The organism is Kitasatospora purpeofusca (genome assembly GCF_036010405.1).
Lineage (GTDB): Bacteria > Actinomycetota > Actinomycetes > Streptomycetales > Streptomycetaceae > Kitasatospora > Kitasatospora purpeofusca.
Genome location: NZ_CP108561.1, coordinates 2,425,379 through 2,439,472, shown reverse-complemented (window position 1 = coordinate 2,439,472; position 14,094 = coordinate 2,425,379). Strand labels below are relative to the sequence as shown.

General features: G+C 73.0%; 12 protein-coding genes. 9 read left to right on the top strand and 3 right to left on the bottom strand.

The genetic code is table 11. The features are described from left to right. The first annotated feature begins 236 nt into the window (after positions 1 to 236). From ppk2 to rpsD, 3 genes are all read left to right on the top strand, one after another. Complete coding sequence (gene ppk2, locus OG715_RS10350) at positions 237 to 1,034, top strand: polyphosphate kinase 2 (protein ID WP_266277342.1); 798 nt, start codon at positions 237 to 239, stop codon at positions 1,032 to 1,034. A gap of 68 nt (positions 1,035 to 1,102) precedes the next feature. Next, positions 1,103 to 2,566: a replication-associated recombination protein A gene (locus tag OG715_RS10345; RefSeq protein WP_266275293.1), complete on the top strand. Its 1,464-nt coding sequence runs from the start codon at positions 1,103 to 1,105 to the stop codon at positions 2,564 to 2,566. 322 nt (positions 2,567 to 2,888) lie between these two features. Next, on the top strand, positions 2,889 to 3,503 hold the full coding sequence (gene rpsD / locus OG715_RS10340) for a 30S ribosomal protein S4 (protein WP_030396046.1): 615 nt from the start codon (positions 2,889 to 2,891) through the stop codon (positions 3,501 to 3,503). Positions 3,504 to 3,605: 102 nt separating this feature from the next. Here rpsD and OG715_RS10335 read toward each other — a convergent pair whose 3' ends face one another. Together OG715_RS10335 and OG715_RS10330 are read right to left on the bottom strand one after the other, a co-directional pair. Further along, a complete protein-coding gene (locus OG715_RS10335) occupies positions 3,606 to 3,899 on the bottom strand; it encodes a tetratricopeptide repeat protein (RefSeq protein WP_266277344.1) in 294 nt (97 codons plus the stop codon). 142 nt (positions 3,900 to 4,041) lie between these two features. Beyond that, positions 4,042 to 6,240: an ATP-binding protein gene (locus OG715_RS10330; protein WP_266275295.1), complete on the bottom strand. Its 2,199-nt coding sequence runs from the start codon at positions 6,238 to 6,240 to the stop codon at positions 4,042 to 4,044. A gap of 230 nt (positions 6,241 to 6,470) precedes the next feature. Here OG715_RS10330 and OG715_RS10325 point away from each other — a divergent pair, with 230 nt between their 5' ends. The 5 genes from OG715_RS10325 to mltG (OG715_RS10305) all read left to right on the top strand — a co-directional run bounded on the left by OG715_RS10325 (position 6,471) and on the right by mltG (OG715_RS10305) (position 11,944). Continuing rightward, positions 6,471 to 6,947, top strand: a complete 477-nt coding sequence (locus OG715_RS10325; protein WP_266275297.1) for a DUF948 domain-containing protein — start codon at positions 6,471 to 6,473, stop codon at positions 6,945 to 6,947. A 4-nt stretch (positions 6,948 to 6,951) separates the two neighbouring features. Beyond that, positions 6,952 to 7,395, top strand: a complete 444-nt coding sequence (locus OG715_RS10320) for a DUF6167 family protein (RefSeq protein ID WP_266275299.1) — start codon at positions 6,952 to 6,954, stop codon at positions 7,393 to 7,395. Next, the gene (gene alaS / locus OG715_RS10315) at positions 7,395 to 10,064 is read left to right on the top strand and encodes an alanine--tRNA ligase (RefSeq protein WP_266275301.1); all 2,670 of its coding nucleotides are present in this window, start codon (positions 7,395 to 7,397) and stop codon (positions 10,062 to 10,064) included. The genes OG715_RS10320 and alaS overlap by 1 nt, the downstream gene beginning before the upstream one ends. A 16-nt stretch (positions 10,065 to 10,080) precedes the next feature. After that, a complete protein-coding gene (ruvX, locus tag OG715_RS10310) occupies positions 10,081 to 10,560 on the top strand; it encodes a Holliday junction resolvase RuvX (RefSeq protein WP_266275303.1) in 480 nt (159 codons plus the stop codon). 109 nt (positions 10,561 to 10,669) lie between these two features. After that, positions 10,670 to 11,944: an endolytic transglycosylase MltG gene (gene mltG, locus OG715_RS10305; RefSeq protein WP_266275306.1), complete on the top strand. Its 1,275-nt coding sequence runs from the start codon at positions 10,670 to 10,672 to the stop codon at positions 11,942 to 11,944. A gap of 153 nt (positions 11,945 to 12,097) precedes the next feature. Here the strand turns inward: mltG (OG715_RS10305) and OG715_RS10300 are convergent, their stop codons facing one another. After that, a complete protein-coding gene (locus OG715_RS10300; RefSeq protein WP_266275308.1) occupies positions 12,098 to 12,475 on the bottom strand; it encodes a hypothetical protein in 378 nt (125 codons plus the stop codon). On the opposite strand from OG715_RS10300, the gene mltG (OG715_RS10295) reads away from it, so the two are divergent. Then, positions 12,467 to 14,089 (top strand): endolytic transglycosylase MltG, encoded by a 1,623-nt coding sequence (gene mltG, locus OG715_RS10295; RefSeq protein ID WP_266275310.1) that lies wholly within the window; start codon positions 12,467 to 12,469, stop codon positions 14,087 to 14,089. The genes OG715_RS10300 and mltG (OG715_RS10295) overlap by 9 nt on opposite strands. Positions 14,090 to 14,094: the final 5 nt, after the last annotated feature.

Here is a 14,094-nt window from a genome sequence, read left to right as displayed (position 1 = left end):
CGACGGGGGAGCCCGGCAGCGACGGTTCAGGGGGCCGCCGGTGCCGGGCCGGAACACTCCCGGCGCGCGGCGCCGCCCCGGTCGGGACCTGCGGGGACCGGCCCCAGGACGTACGGTGAGGGATCATCAGCACCCCGCCGAACGGAGGCGCCCAGGTGGCAGCCAAGGCCCAGCGCGAGCAGAGCGCCCCCGAGGGGCGGAGCGCCCAGGACGGTCCGGCCGGTCCGCGGGGGCGGCTGGCGAGGAAGCCGTACGAGAACGAACTGCTCCGGCTCCAGCACGAGCTGGTGAAGCTCCAGGAGTGGGTGCGGGCCGAGGGTGCCCGGCTGGTGGTGGTCTTCGAGGGGCGCGACGCGGCCGGCAAGGGCGGCGCGATCAAGCGGGTGACGGAGTATCTGAACCCGCGCATCGCCCGGGTCGCCGCACTGCCCGCGCCGACCGAGCGCCAGCGCACCCAGTGGTACTTCCAGCGGTACGTCGAGCACCTGCCCGCCGCCGGGGAGATCGTGCTGTTCGACCGCAGCTGGTACAACCGCGCCGGGGTCGAGCGGGTGATGGGCTTCTGCTCCGAGGAGGAGTACTGGCAGTTCCTGCACCAGGCCCCGATCTTCGAGCGGATGCTCGCCGAGTCCGGCCTGCTGCTGCGCAAGTACTGGTTCTCGGTCAGCGACACCGAGCAGGAGCGGCGCTTCCGGGAGCGGCTGGCGGACCCGATGAAGCGCTGGAAGCTCTCGCCGATGGACGTCGAGTCGATCACCCGCTGGGAGGACTACTCGCGGGCCAAGGACGAGATGTTCCTGCACACCGGCACCCCGGAGTCGCCCTGGCACGTGGTGGAGAGCGACGACAAGCGGCGGGCCCGGGTGAACATGATCGCCCACCTGCTCTCCACCGTCCCGTACCGCGAGGTGGGCCCGAGGCCGATCGAGCTGCCGGAGCGCCCGGCCTCCCAGGGCTACCGGCGGCCGCCGCGTGACCTCCAGAAGTACGTGCCGGACCACGCGGCCCGGATCGGCGGAGAGGGCACCTCCTAGGGTCGGGGGCGGTCGTGGCCGCCCCGGATCCGGGGCGGGCTGTCGGAGGGCTCGCATAGGCTTCCGGTGTGGACGAACCGGACCTCTTCACCGCCGCCGCCGAGGAACGCCAGGCCAAGGAGCCCGGCCGGGCGCCGCTCGCCGTGCGGATGCGCCCGCGCACCCTCGACGAGGTGGCCGGCCAGCGCAAACTGCTCAAGGACGGCTCCCCGCTGCGCCGGCTGGTGTCGGGGTCGAGCGGCCCGGCGGCGACCAGCTCGGTGATCCTCTGGGGCCCGCCCGGCACCGGGAAGACCACGCTCGCGCACGTCATCAGCCAGGCCGTCGAGGGCCGCTTCGTCGAGCTGTCCGCGATCACCGCCGGGGTCAAGGAGGTCCGCGCGGTCATCGACGGCGCCCGGCGCGCGGTCGGCATGACCGGCCGGGAGACGGTGCTCTTCCTCGACGAGATCCACCGTTTCTCCAAGGCCCAGCAGGACTCCCTGCTCCCGGCGGTGGAGAACCGCTGGGTGACCCTGATCGCCGCGACCACCGAGAACCCGTACTTCTCGGTGATCTCGCCGCTGCTCTCCCGCTCGCTGCTGCTCACCCTGGAGTCGCTGACCGACGACGACGTCCGGGCGCTGCTGCGCCGCGCGGTCGTGGACGAGCGCGGCCTCGGGGGCGCGGTGGAGCTGACCGGGGAGGCCGAGGACCACCTGGTCCGGCTGGCCGGCGGCGACGCCCGCAAGGCGCTCACCACGCTGGAGGCGGCGGCCGGGGCGGCGCTGGAGCAGGGGGAGGCGGAGATCACCCTGGCCAGTACCGAGACCGCCGTCAACCAGGCGGCCGTCCGCTACGACCGGGACGGCGACCAGCACTACGACGTGGCCAGCGCGCTGATCAAGTCGATCCGCGGCAGCGACGTGGACGCCACCCTGCACTACCTGGCCCGGATGATCGAGGCGGGGGAGGACCCGCGCTTCATCGCCCGGCGGCTGATGATCTCGGCGAGCGAGGACGTCGGACTGGCCGATCCGACGGCGCTGCCGACGGCGGTGGCGGCGGCCCAGGCGGTGGCGCTGATCGGCTTCCCGGAGGCGCGGATCATCCTCTCCCAGGCGGCGATCGCGCTCGCCCTGGCGCCCAAGTCCAACGCCGCCTACCTGGCGATCGACGCGGCGCTCGCGGACGTCCGGCAGGGCCTGGCCGGCCCGGTGCCGCCGCATCTGCGGGACGCGCACTACGGGGGCGCGGGCAAGCTGGGGCACGGCAAGGGCTACCAGTACCCGCACGACCTGCCGGAGGGCATCGCGAGCCAGCAGTACGCGCCGGACGCGGTGCACGGGCGGGCGTACTACCGGCCGACCCGGCGCGGCGGGGAGGCGCGCTACGCGGACGTCGTGGAGTGGACCAGGGGGCGGCTGTGGGGCGAGCCGGCCGGGCCCGCGAAGGCGGTGGCCAAGGCGGACCCGAAGGCAGGATCCGTGGCGGAACCGAAGCCCGCACCCGAGGCGGCGCCGGTGACGGAGGGGGAGCGGGAGGCCGGGTGAGGGGGCCGGTGATCTGCCGGTATACTCGGGCGGAGTGCCATGTCCCGGGACGGCGGTGGGGGAGACCCGACCGACCGGCCGCACCAGCGGGGCAGTGGCCGTTGGCCCCTTTCGGGGGGCCCGCACCAGGAGCGTCGCGCACCGTCTCGGTGTCGCGGGCGACCGGTTCCCGGTTCGCCCGTGTGACCAGCACATTCGTGCCCGGCTCCGGAGAGCGGCTGATCGCACTGCCCCAGGGCGGTGGGGTTTTCTCCGGGCCGCGACATGCGACCTCCGTCAACACCTGGTGAAGCCGTAGTCGTCAGTAAGGAAGGTTTGGTTCATGGCGAACCAGAAGCGTCCCAAGGTCAAGATCGCGCGTGCGCTCGGCGTGCCGCTGACCCCGAAGTCCGTCAAGTACTTCGAGGCCCGCCCGTACCCGCCCGGCCAGCACGGCCGTGGCCGCAAGCAGAACTCGGACTACAAGGTCCGTCTGGTCGAGAAGCAGCGTCTGCGCGCTCAGTACGACCTGAGCGAGAAGCAGATGGCGCGCGCGTTCGACCGCGCGAAGAAGGCCGAGGGCAAGACCGGTGAGGCGCTCGTCGCCGAGCTGGAGACCCGCCTCGACTCGCTGGTGCTGCGTTCGGGCATCGCCCGCACCATCTACCAGGCCCGTCAGATGGTCGTCCACGGCCACGTCGAGGTCAACGGCGGCAAGGTCAACAAGCCGTCGTTCCAGATGAAGCCGGGCTTCGTGGTGACCATCCGCGAGCGCAGCAAGGAGAAGGTCCCGTTCCAGGTCGCCCGTGAGGGTGGCAACGCGGGCGAGGGCCAGACCCCGAAGTACCTCGAGGTCAACCTGAAGGCCCTGGCCTTCCGCCTGGACCGCGCGCCGCAGCGCAAGGAGGTCCCGGTGATCTGCGACGAGCAGCTCGTCGTCGAGTACTACTCGCGCTGACCCGCGAGCGGTATCACCTGCGGTACCCAGCGAGCCCCCGTCGCCCCTGTGCGGCGGGGGCTCGCCCCTGTGCGGGGGAGGTTCGCCCTTGGGCGGGATCCGTCAGACCTGTTCGCCGGTCATCGCGGCGACCAGCCGCAGGTGCGGCCGGGCCTCCTCGTGGCGGCCCTGGCGCTCCAGGGTGCGGCCCAGCACCAGCCGGGCGTAGTCCTCGGCCGGGTCGGCGTCCAGCACCCGGCGCAGCTCCGCCTCGGCCCGGCCGAGCTGGGCGGAGTGGAAGTAGCTGCGGGCCAGCAGCAGCCGGACCGAGAGGTTGGCCGGCTCCTCGGCGAGCACTCCCTCCAGCATCCGGGCGGCGTCCGTGTACGCCTTGGAGTCGAAGTAGAAGTTCGCCATGCGGTAGTCGTCGGCGAGGTTGGTGGCCACGGGGGTGCTCCTTCCGTACGGGCCGGTGGTTCTGCCCCCTCCAGCAATGGACAAGTTTCAACTATTCCCGGGGTGCAACCGGGTCCCCGCAGCCTTCACCGGCCCGCAGCCTTCACCGGCCCACCGGGGAGGGCTGCGGCGCGGGCGGCAGCGGCCCCGGTCCCGGCCGCGCCCCCGGATCCCCCGGGTGCTCGCCGCCGCCCAGCGCGCGGTGCACGGCGGCGTCCAGGTCGAGCCGGGTGCCGGTGGTGAAGAAGTCGGTGTACTCCTGCTCGGTCAGCCCGGCTCCGGCCCGCTCCTCGCAGGCCCGGTGCGGGCCGTTGAAGGTGCGGGAGCCGAAGAACGGCTTGCCGACCGCCTGCCAGATCCGGTGCGCCGCGCCCTGCAGCACCCGGGCCTCGCGCAGGTCCCCCGGCTCGCCCGGACCGGCCGGCTCGGTCTCCAGCAGCGCCAGCAGGTCGATCGCCAGCACGATGCCCAGCAGGTCGTTGAAGAGGTGGTTGAGCCGGACGCTCTCCCGGGCCAGCGCCCGGGCCGGGCGGACCTCGCCGTTCAGCCACTGCGAGTACGCCAGCGCGTACAGCGCGTACGCGTACGCCCACTGCTCGCCGTGCTCCTCGCACAGCTCGCGGACCTGGCCGAGCCACAGCTCGCCGCTGTCCTGGTCGCCCTGGAACAGGTACGCGATCCCCAGCTCGAACATCGCCATCAGGACGTTGCTGTTGAGCTCGCCGATGGTGCGGTAGTGCCAGAGCGCCTCCTCGAACAGCTCGGCCGCCCGGGCCGGCTCGTCGCCGATCAGCGCCGCGCAGCCCTGCCGGTGCACCGCGTAGGCGAGCGCGCGGTCGTCACCGGTGGCCAGCGCCTGGCGGCGGCACTCCTCCAGCGCCGGCCGGGCGGAGACCAGGTCGCCCTGGAGAGTGGCCATGTAACCGGTCACCCAGAGCGCCTTGGCCCGGGCCTCGGTGGGCTCGGGGGCGAGGGCGAGGGCCCGGTCGAGCCAGTGCCGGCCCTCGCCGAGGTGGCCGCAGCCGACCCAGAAGAACCACAGCGTGCCGGCCATCAGCAGGGCGATCTGCTCCTCGCCCGGCTCGGCCAGGCAGAACTCCAGGGCCGCCCGCAGATTGGCGTGCGCCAGCCCGGTCCGCTCGGCGGTCTCCGCCTGCCGGGGGCCGAACCACTCGACCTCGCCCCAGGTGGCCACGCCCAGGTACCAGTCGCGGTGCCGGCACAGCAGCCGGTGCTCCTCGCCGGCCGCCCGCAGCCAGCGCAGTCCGTACTCGCGGACGGTGTCCAGCAGCCGGAAGCGGACGCCGAAGGGGCTGTCCTCGCGCAGCACCACGGACTTGGCGACCAGCTCGGTGAGCAGGTCCAGCAGCTCGTCCGGGTCGACGCCCTCGCCGCCGCACACGTACTCGGCGGCGTCCAGGTCGAAGACGCCCGCGAAGACCGAGAGGCGCGCCCAGAGTAAACGTTCCTGCTCCGTGCAGAGCTCGTGGCTCCAGCCGATCGTCGTGCGCAGCGTCTGATGGCGCGGCAGGGCGGCCGGATCGCCACCGGTCAGCAGCCGGAACCGGTCGTCCAGCCGCGCGCCGATCTGCTCCACCGACAGCGCCCGCAGCCGCCCCGCGGCCAGCTCCACCGCCAGCGGGATGCCGTCCAGCCGCCGGCACAGCTGGGCGATCCCCTCGGCGTTCGCGGCGGTGACCGCGAACGACGGCAGCACCGCCCTGGCCCGGTCCGCGAACAGCAGCACCGCGTCCGGCGGCGCCCCTGCGGCGATCGCGCCGGCGGTGCCGACCGGCAGCGGGGCCAGGTTCAGCAGGTGTTCCCCGGCCGTCCGCAGCGCCACCCGGCTGGTCGCCAGCACCCGCAGCCCCGGCAGCGCCCGCAGCAGCGCCAGGGCCAGCTCGGCGCAGGCCGGCACCAGGTGCTCGCAGCCGTCCAGGACCAGCAGCAGCCGACGCCCGGCGAGCCGCTCGGTCAGCACCTCCAGCGGGGGCCGCGCCGTCCCGTCGGTCAGCCGCAGCGCCTCCAGCACGGCGTGCCCGAGCAGCCGGCCGTCCTGCACCGGGGCCGCCTCGACCAGCCAGGTGCCGTCCGGGAACGCCCCGGCCGCCCGCGCCGCCGCGCGCAGGGCCAGCCGGCTCTTGCCGACCCCGCCCGGGCCGGTGACCGTCACCAGCCGCCGTTCGGCCAGCAGCAGGGACAGCTCGGTCAGCTCGCGCTGCCGGCCGACGAAGCTGGTGACCTCCGCCGGGAGCCGCCCCGGCCCCGGCCCGTCCGGCCGTGGTGTGGAATCCCGATCCAACCCCTGCTCCCCGTTTCGCGGCCCGGGCCAGGTCGGCCCGGGCGTCCGGCTCGGCCGCGTGGGTGGCGACCTGCCTGGCAGAACGAGGTGACCGGCGGGTAGGTTACGCGCGCGGATCGCACACCCGGTCGGTTCGCCGCGCGCCCCGCGGGGGAAACCCGGTCCGGAAACCCGGTGCGGTCGCGATAGGGTTCCCCCTGGGAAACAGCAAGGCGAGGGAGCGCGCAAAGGTGTCCGTGGGAGAGCTGGCCGGTCTGCTCGTCGCCGTGTTCTGGGCGGTCCTGGTCACCCTGCTCGCCGTCGTGCTGGTCCGGCTGTCGCGGGTCCTCAAGGAGGCCACCGTCCTCGTCTCCGCCGTCACCGAGCAGGCCGTGCCGCTGCTGACCGACGCCGGCGCCGCCGTGCGCAGCGCCAACGAGCAGCTGGAGCGGGTGGACGAGATCACCGCCAACGTGCAGGACGCGGCGGCCAACGCCAACGCGCTCTCCTCCACCGTCGCGGCGACCCTCGGCGGTCCGCTGGTCAAGGTCGCGGCGTTCAGCTACGGCGTGCGCAAGGCCGTCGCCAAGCAGCAGGGCACCGCGACGCTGCCCGCCCAGCCGTCCGAGCGCGAGGAGCTGGCCCGGCTGATCCGGGCCGAGGTTCGCGCCGCGACCGCGCAGAAGACCGGTCTGCTGTCCCGGGTCCGGCGCGCGGTGAGGGGCTGACGGCATGGTGCGACGCATCTTCTGGATGGCGGTCGGCGCCGGTGCCACCGTCTGGGCCATGAACAAGGCCAACGAGGCCGTGCACCGGCTCACCCCGGACAGCCTGTCGGGCACCGCCGCGCGCGGTGCGCTGCACCTGGGCGACCTGGCCAAGCAGTTCGCCCAGGACGTCCGGACCGGCATGACCGAGCGCGAGGAGCAGCTGCGCGAGGACCTCGGGCTGGACGGCACCGCCGTCGTCGAGCCGCGCCGCCGCGGAGCGCTGCGCGGCGAGCCCCAGTACCGAGCTATCTCGGCGGCGCCCGGTAGCCCGGCCGCCGCCCTGCCTCCGCCCAGCCGTGCCCGCGCCTCGTCCGAGGACGGTACGGGCACCACCCCCCAAGCCATCGAGAGAACGCCCCGGCGCGCGATTCCGCCGCGGGGCGGTACGAACCGGAAGGACCACTAATGGAGTCGGCAGAGATCCGCCGCCGCTGGCTGCGCTTCTTCGAGGAGCGCGGCCACACCGTCGTTCCGTCGGCGTCCCTGGTCGCCGACGACCCCACCCTGCTGCTGGTCAACGCCGGCATGGTGCCGTTCAAGCCGTACTTCCTGGGCGAGGTCAAGCCGCAGTTCTCGCGCGCCACCAGCGTCCAGAAGTGCGTGCGGACCCTGGACATCGAGGAGGTCGGGAAGACCACCCGGCACGGCTCCTTCTTCCAGATGTGCGGCAACTTCTCCTTCGGCGACTACTTCAAGGAAGGAGCCATCAAGTTCGCCTGGGAGCTGCTCACCACTCCCGTCGCGGACGGTGGCTACGGCCTGGAGAAGGAGAAGCTCTGGATCACCGTCTACAAGGACGACGACGAGGCCGAGCAGATCTGGCGTGACGTCATCGGCGTCCCGTCGGAGCGGATCCAGCGCCTGGGCATGAAGGACAACTTCTGGTCGATGGGCGTCCCCGGCCCGTGCGGCCCGTGCTCGGAGATCAACTACGACCGCGGCCCCGCCTACGGCGAGGAGGGCGGCCCGGCCGTCAACGGCGAGCGCTACCTGGAGATCTGGAACCTGGTCTTCATGCAGTACGAGCGCGGCCACGGCGACGGCAAGGACGGGTTCGAGATCCTCGGCGACCTGCCGAGCAAGAACATCGACACCGGCCTCGGCCTGGAGCGTCTGGCCGCCATCCTGCAGGGCGTCGACAACCTCTTCGAGATCGACACCAGCCGGATGATCCTGGACCGGGCCGCCGAGCTCACCGGCCACACCTACGGCGCCGACCACAGGTCGGACGTCTCGCTGCGCGTCGTCACCGACCACATCCGCACCGCGCTGATGCTGATCGGCGACGGCGTCACCCCCGGCAACGAGGGCCGCGGCTACGTGCTGCGCCGCATCCTGCGCCGGGCGATCCGCAACATGCGCCTGCTGGGCGCCACCGGTGTGGTCGCCAAGGACCTCACCGAGGTCGCGATCCGGGCGATGGCCCCGCAGTACCCGGAGCTGGAGGCCGACCGCAAGCGCATCGAGACGGTCGTCGTCGGCGAGGAGGCGGCCTTCCTGCAGACCCTGAAGGCCGGCACCAGCCTGCTCGACACCGCGGTCACCGAGACCAAGCAGTCCGGCGGCGCGGTGCTCTCCGGCGACCAGGCGTTCAAGCTGCACGACACCTACGGCTTCCCGATCGACCTGACCCTGGAGATGGCCGAGGAGCAGGGCCTCCAGGTCGACGAGGCCGGCTTCCGCCGCCTGATGCAGGAGCAGCGGGACCGCGCCAAGGCGGACGCCAGGGCGAAGAAGATGGGCCACGCCGACGTCGCCGCGTACCGCGAGGTCGCCGACAAGTCCGGCGCCAGCGTCTTCACCGGCTACACCCTCACCGAGGGCGAGGCCACCGTGGTCGGCCTGCTGGTGGACGGCGTCCCGGCGCCGGCCGCCTCCGAGGGCGACGAGGTCGAGCTCATCCTCGACCGCACCCCGTTCTACGCCGAGGGCGGCGGCCAGCTCGCCGACCACGGCCGGATCCGGCTGGACTCCGGCGCGGTCGTCGAGATCCGCGACGTGCAGCAGCCGGTGCCGGGTGTGGTCGTGCACTCCGGCGGCGTGCTGTTCGGCGAGGTCGTGCTCGGCGCCTCGGCCTACGCCACCATCGACGTGGACCGCCGCCGGGCGATCGCCCGTGCCCACTCGGCCACCCACCTGACCCACCAGGCGCTGCGCGACGCGCTCGGCCCGACGGCCGCCCAGGCCGGTTCGGAGAACGCCCCGGGCCGCTTCCGCTTCGACTTCGGCTCGCCCGCCGCCGTGCCCGGCAGCGTGCTGACCGACGTCGAGCAGAAGATCAACGACGTGCTGACCCGCGAGCTGGAGGTCACCGCCGAGGTCATGACGATGGACCAGGCCCGCAAGGCCGGCGCCATCGCGATGTTCGGCGAGAAGTACGGCGACGAGGTCCGCGTCGTCACCATCGGCGACTTCTCCAAGGAGCTGTGCGGCGGCACGCACGTCGGCAACACCGCCCAGCTGGGTCTGGTGAAGCTGCTCGGCGAGTCCTCGATCGGCTCCGGGGTGCGCCGGGTGGAGGCGCTGGTCGGCGCCGACGCCTACCGCTTCCTGGCCCGTGAGCACACCGTGGTCGCCCAGCTGACCGAGCTGGTCAAGGGCCGCCCGGAGGAGCTGCCGGAGAAGATCTCCGGCATGCTCGCCAAGCTCAAGGACGCCGAGAAGGAGATCGAGCGCTTCCGCGCCGAGAAGGTGCTCGCGGCCGCCGCGGGTCTCGCCGACTCGGCCGAGGACGTGCACGGCATCGCCGTGGTGGCCGCCCGGGTCGCCGACGGCGTCGGCGCGGACGAGCTGCGCAAGCTGGTCCTGGACGTGCGCGGCCGTCTCGGCTCGCGCCCGGCCGTGGTCGCCGCCTTCACCGTGGCGAACGACCGCCCGCTGACCGTGATCGCCACCAACGAGGACGCCCGCGGCCGGGGCATCAAGGCCGGCGAGCTGGTCCGCACCGCGGCCAAGACCCTCGGCGGCGGCGGTGGCGGCAAGGACGACGTCGCCCAGGGCGGCGGCACCGACGCGACCGCGATCGACAAGGCCGTCGCCGCCGTGCGCGGACTGGTCGCGGAGCGTGCCTCCTGATGGGGTCCGCGTTCTGATGGAGATCGAGGAGAAGCCCTTCCGGCGCGGGCGGCGGATCGCGGTCGACGTCGGGGACGCCCGGATCGGGGTCGCGTCCTGCGACCCCGACGGGGTGCTCGCCACCCCGGTGGAGACCGTCCCGGCCGGGGCGAAGTCGCAGGCCAGGATCGCCGCGATCGTCGAGGAGTACGGCGCGATCGAGGTGGTCGTCGGTCTGCCGCGCTCGCTCAGCGGCAAGGAGGGCCCGGCGGCGGAGAAGGTCCGCGGCTACGCGGTCCGGCTGGCCGACCGGCTCTGGCCGGTCCCGGTCCGGCTGGTCGACGAGCGGATGTCGACCGTCACCGCGACCCACGGGCTGCGCGCCTCGGGGGTCAAGGCCAAGAAGGGCCGCTCGGTGGTCGACCAGGCCGCCGCGGTGGTGATCCTGCAGACCGCCCTTGAGTCCGAACGGGTGAGCGGACGCCCGCCCGGTGAGAGCGTCGAGGCGGCGGGCTGACCGGCCTGCTCTAACGTCCCGGTGAGGGGTCCGTGCGGACGCGTCCGCACGGACCCCTCTGCCATTGCCGTCGTGCCGCACACCGTGCGGACCGCCGAGGGGGCGCGCCGTGACCGACCTGGACCTCACACCCGGCCTGAGCCCCGGCCACCTCGGTGCGCCGGTGATCGAACCGGAGGGCCGACCGCCGGGCCCGCCCGCCCCGCGCCCCGAACCGCCGGACCCGCACCGGCGGCGCAACGGGCTGGCCTGCCTGCTGACCGCGCTGTCGCTGGTGGTGGTGTTCGGCGGCATCGGCCTCGCGGGCTTCGGCTGGCTCCAGGGGCAGCGCAAGCCGCCGGCCGCCGCCGACTTCGCGGGCGGCGGCTCCGGGTCGGTGCAGGTCTCGGTGCCCGAGGGGGCCGGCCTCAGCCAGATCGCCTCCGCCCTGGTGCGCAACGGCGTGGTGGCCAGCTCGCTGGCCTTCACCCGGGCGGCGAAGGGCAGTGCGGCGGCGGCCGGGCGGATCCAGCCGGGCACGTACACCCTGCGGCAGCGGATGTCGGCGGCCGCGGCGCTCGCCGTGCTGGTCGACCCCGCCAACGCCAACGGTCTGACCATCCCCGAGGGCTGGCGCGGCAGCCAGATCTTCGCGGCGATCGACAAGAAGCTGCAGCTGGCCGCGGGCACCACCGAGCAGACGGCCAAGGACCAGGCCGCCGAGCTGGGCCTGCCGGAGAACGCCAACGGCACCCCCGAGGGCTACCTGTTCCCCGCGACCTACAGCGTCACCGAGGACACCACCGCGGCCGAGCTGCTGAAGCAGATGGTCGACCGGGCCGAGAAGGAGTTCGCCCGGGACGACGCGGAGGTCGTCGCGACCAACCTCGGGCAGAGCCTGTACGGGCTGGTGACCATCGCCAGCATGGTGCAGGGCGAGGCCGACAACTCCGAGGACATGGCCAAGGTCGCGCGGGTGATCTACAACCGGCTGGCCAAGAACATGCCGCTCCAGCTGGACTCCACCATCAACTACGCGCTCGGGCGCTCCACGCTGAACACCAGCGTCACGGACACCCGGCTCGACTCCCCCTACAACACCTACAAGCACGCCGGGCTGCCGCCGACCCCGATCTCCAACCCGGGGCGGCAGGCGATCATGGCGGCGGTGGACCCGGCGCCGGGGGACTGGCTCTACTTCGTGACCGTGAAGCCCGGGGACACCCGGTTCACCGACAGTTTCGAGGTGCAGCAGAAGAACGTCGCCGAGTTCAACGCGACCCGGGCCGCGAGCCCGTCCGCCACGGCCTCCGGCTCGGCCCCGACGTCCGGCCCGGCCCCGGGGTCGGCGCCCGCCTCGGCCCCCGCCGGGGCGGGGGCGCCCTCGGGGCCGGGCGGTCACTGAGCGCAGCGGTTGCGGCCCCGACCGGACGGCCGACTGCGGTACGGTAGCGTCTCCGTCCAGGTGTTGCGCTAGCACGCCGGTTCGACAAGCAGCCGGGACGCCGTCCCGGGCGACCGGGCCGATCCTCCGGTCGTCTCCGTCGGTATAAGGGGATCAATGACCGATCTGGGTCGGGGCTACGGCCCCCAGGGCTCCGAGCCGTGGCATCCGGGTGACCCCGGGTACGGCGGTCAGCAGCCGGTCCCCGGCCAGCAGGACGGGCAGTGGCAGCAGAATCCCCAGCAGCAGCAGCAGCAGTACGGCGACGGCGGCCAGGGCATGGGGCAGCAGGGGTACCCCCAGCAGCAGGGCGTGCAGGGTCAGCAGCAGCAGTACGACGGCGGTCAGCAGGGCTACCCCCAGCAGGGCATGGGCGGTCAGCAGGGCTATCCGCAGCAGCAGGGCGTTGAAGGGCAGCAGCAGCAGTACGGCGGCGGCCAGCAGGGGTACCCCCAGCAGCAGGGCTATCCGCAGCAGCAGGGGATGGGCCAACAGGGTTACCCGCAGCAGGGGATGGGCCAGCAGGGCTACCCCCAGCAGGGCATGGGCGGTCAGCAGGGCTATCCGCAGCAGCAGGGCGACCAGGGCCAGCAGCAGTACGGCGGCCAGCAGGGCTACCAGCAGCAGCAGATGCCGCAGCAGGGTGCGCCGCAGCAGCAGATGCCGCAGCAGGGTGCGCCCCAGCAGCAGCTTCCCCCGCAGGACGGGCCCCAGCAGGGTGCGCCGGGCGCGCGCCGCAGGGCCGCTCCGGCGGAGCAGAAGCAGCCGGCCGCCGCGCGTCCCGCCGGGCCCGGGCCGGACGGCATCGACTGGGAGGCGGAGGCCGCCGCGCTGGAGGCCGGGGCCGACCCGGTCGGCGCCGTCGAGGAGGCCGGCCACGCCGAGGGCGAGTGGGACGGCCACGAGGGCGAGTACACCGAGGACGAGTACCACGGCGACGGCTCCGACGAGGACGGCAACGGCTTCCTCGGCGAGGAGGACCAGTCCCGCGAGGCCAAGAAGAAGCGCAAGGAGAGCGGCAAGAAGTCGGGCCGGCGCAACGGCGGCGCGTGCCTGGTGGTCGCCCTGGTGCTGCTCGGGGTCATGGGCGGCGCCGGCTGGTGGGGCTACGGCTTCTACACGAGCCACTTCGGCCCGCCGCCGGACTTCCCCGGTCCGGGCAGCGGTTCGGTCAAGGTCGAGATCAAGCAGGGTGCGGCGGGCAGCCAGATGGGCCTGGCGCTGAAGCAGGCCGGCGTGGTCAAGAGCGTCGACGCCTTCAGCAAGGCCTGCGACAAGAACGTCAAGTGCACCACCATCCAGCCCGGCACCTACAGCATGCCGACGGAGATGTCCGCCGACGGTGCGGTGCAGTTCCTGGTGGACGCCAACGGCGGCGAGAAGCTGATCGTCCAGGAGGGCCTGACCGCCGCGGCCACCTACGTCAAGATCGACGACAAGCTGAAGCTGGCCAAGGGCACCACCGCGGCCGTCGCCAAGGAGCAGGTTGGCACCCTCGGGCTCCCGCCGTACGCCAACGGCAACATCGAGGGCTTCCTCTGGCCGACCCGCTACTCGATCACCGAGGGCATGAAGCCCGAGGAACTGCTCAAGCAGATGGTCAAGAACGCCGTCGACCGCTACGCGAGCCTGGACGCCGAGGCGTCGAAGATCGGGCTGAAGACCGGCTACGACGTGGTCATCGAGGCCAGCATCCTGCAGGCCGAGGGCAACAACCCCGAGGACTTCGCCAAGATGGCCCGGACCATCCAGAACCGGCTGGCCGACAAGGGCAAGGTCAACGGCAAGCTCGGCATGGACACCACGCTGCAGTACGCGCTGGGCCGCAAGAACCTGGACAAGAAGGACATCAACGACGCGTCCAACAAGTACAACACCTACTACAACGCCGGACTGCCGCCGACCCCGATCTCCAACCCGGGCGACGCCGCGCTGAAGGCGACGCTGAACCCGGCGGACGGCAAGTGGCTGTACTTCATCGCGATGTCCCCGACCAGCACCCTGTTCGCCGACACGGACACGGAGCACGCCAAGAACGTCGAGTCCTACTGCCTGGCGGCGGGTCAGAAGTTCGACGCGGTCTCCGTCCACTGCACCACCAAGTGACGACC

Coding starts and splice junctions, on each gene's coding strand:
- OG715_RS10335 (WP_266277344.1), bottom strand. CDS start 3,899: ATGGCGAACTTCTACTTCGACTCCAAGGCGTACACGGACGCCGCCCGG.
- rpsD (WP_030396046.1), top strand. CDS start 2,889: ATGGCGAACCAGAAGCGTCCCAAGGTCAAGATCGCGCGTGCGCTCGGC.
- ruvX (WP_266275303.1), top strand. CDS start 10,081: ATGGAGATCGAGGAGAAGCCCTTCCGGCGCGGGCGGCGGATCGCGGTC.
- mltG (WP_266275310.1), top strand. CDS start 12,467: ATGGGCCAACAGGGTTACCCGCAGCAGGGGATGGGCCAGCAGGGCTAC.
- OG715_RS10320 (WP_266275299.1), top strand. CDS start 6,952: ATGGTGCGACGCATCTTCTGGATGGCGGTCGGCGCCGGTGCCACCGTC.
- alaS (WP_266275301.1), top strand. CDS start 7,395: ATGGAGTCGGCAGAGATCCGCCGCCGCTGGCTGCGCTTCTTCGAGGAG.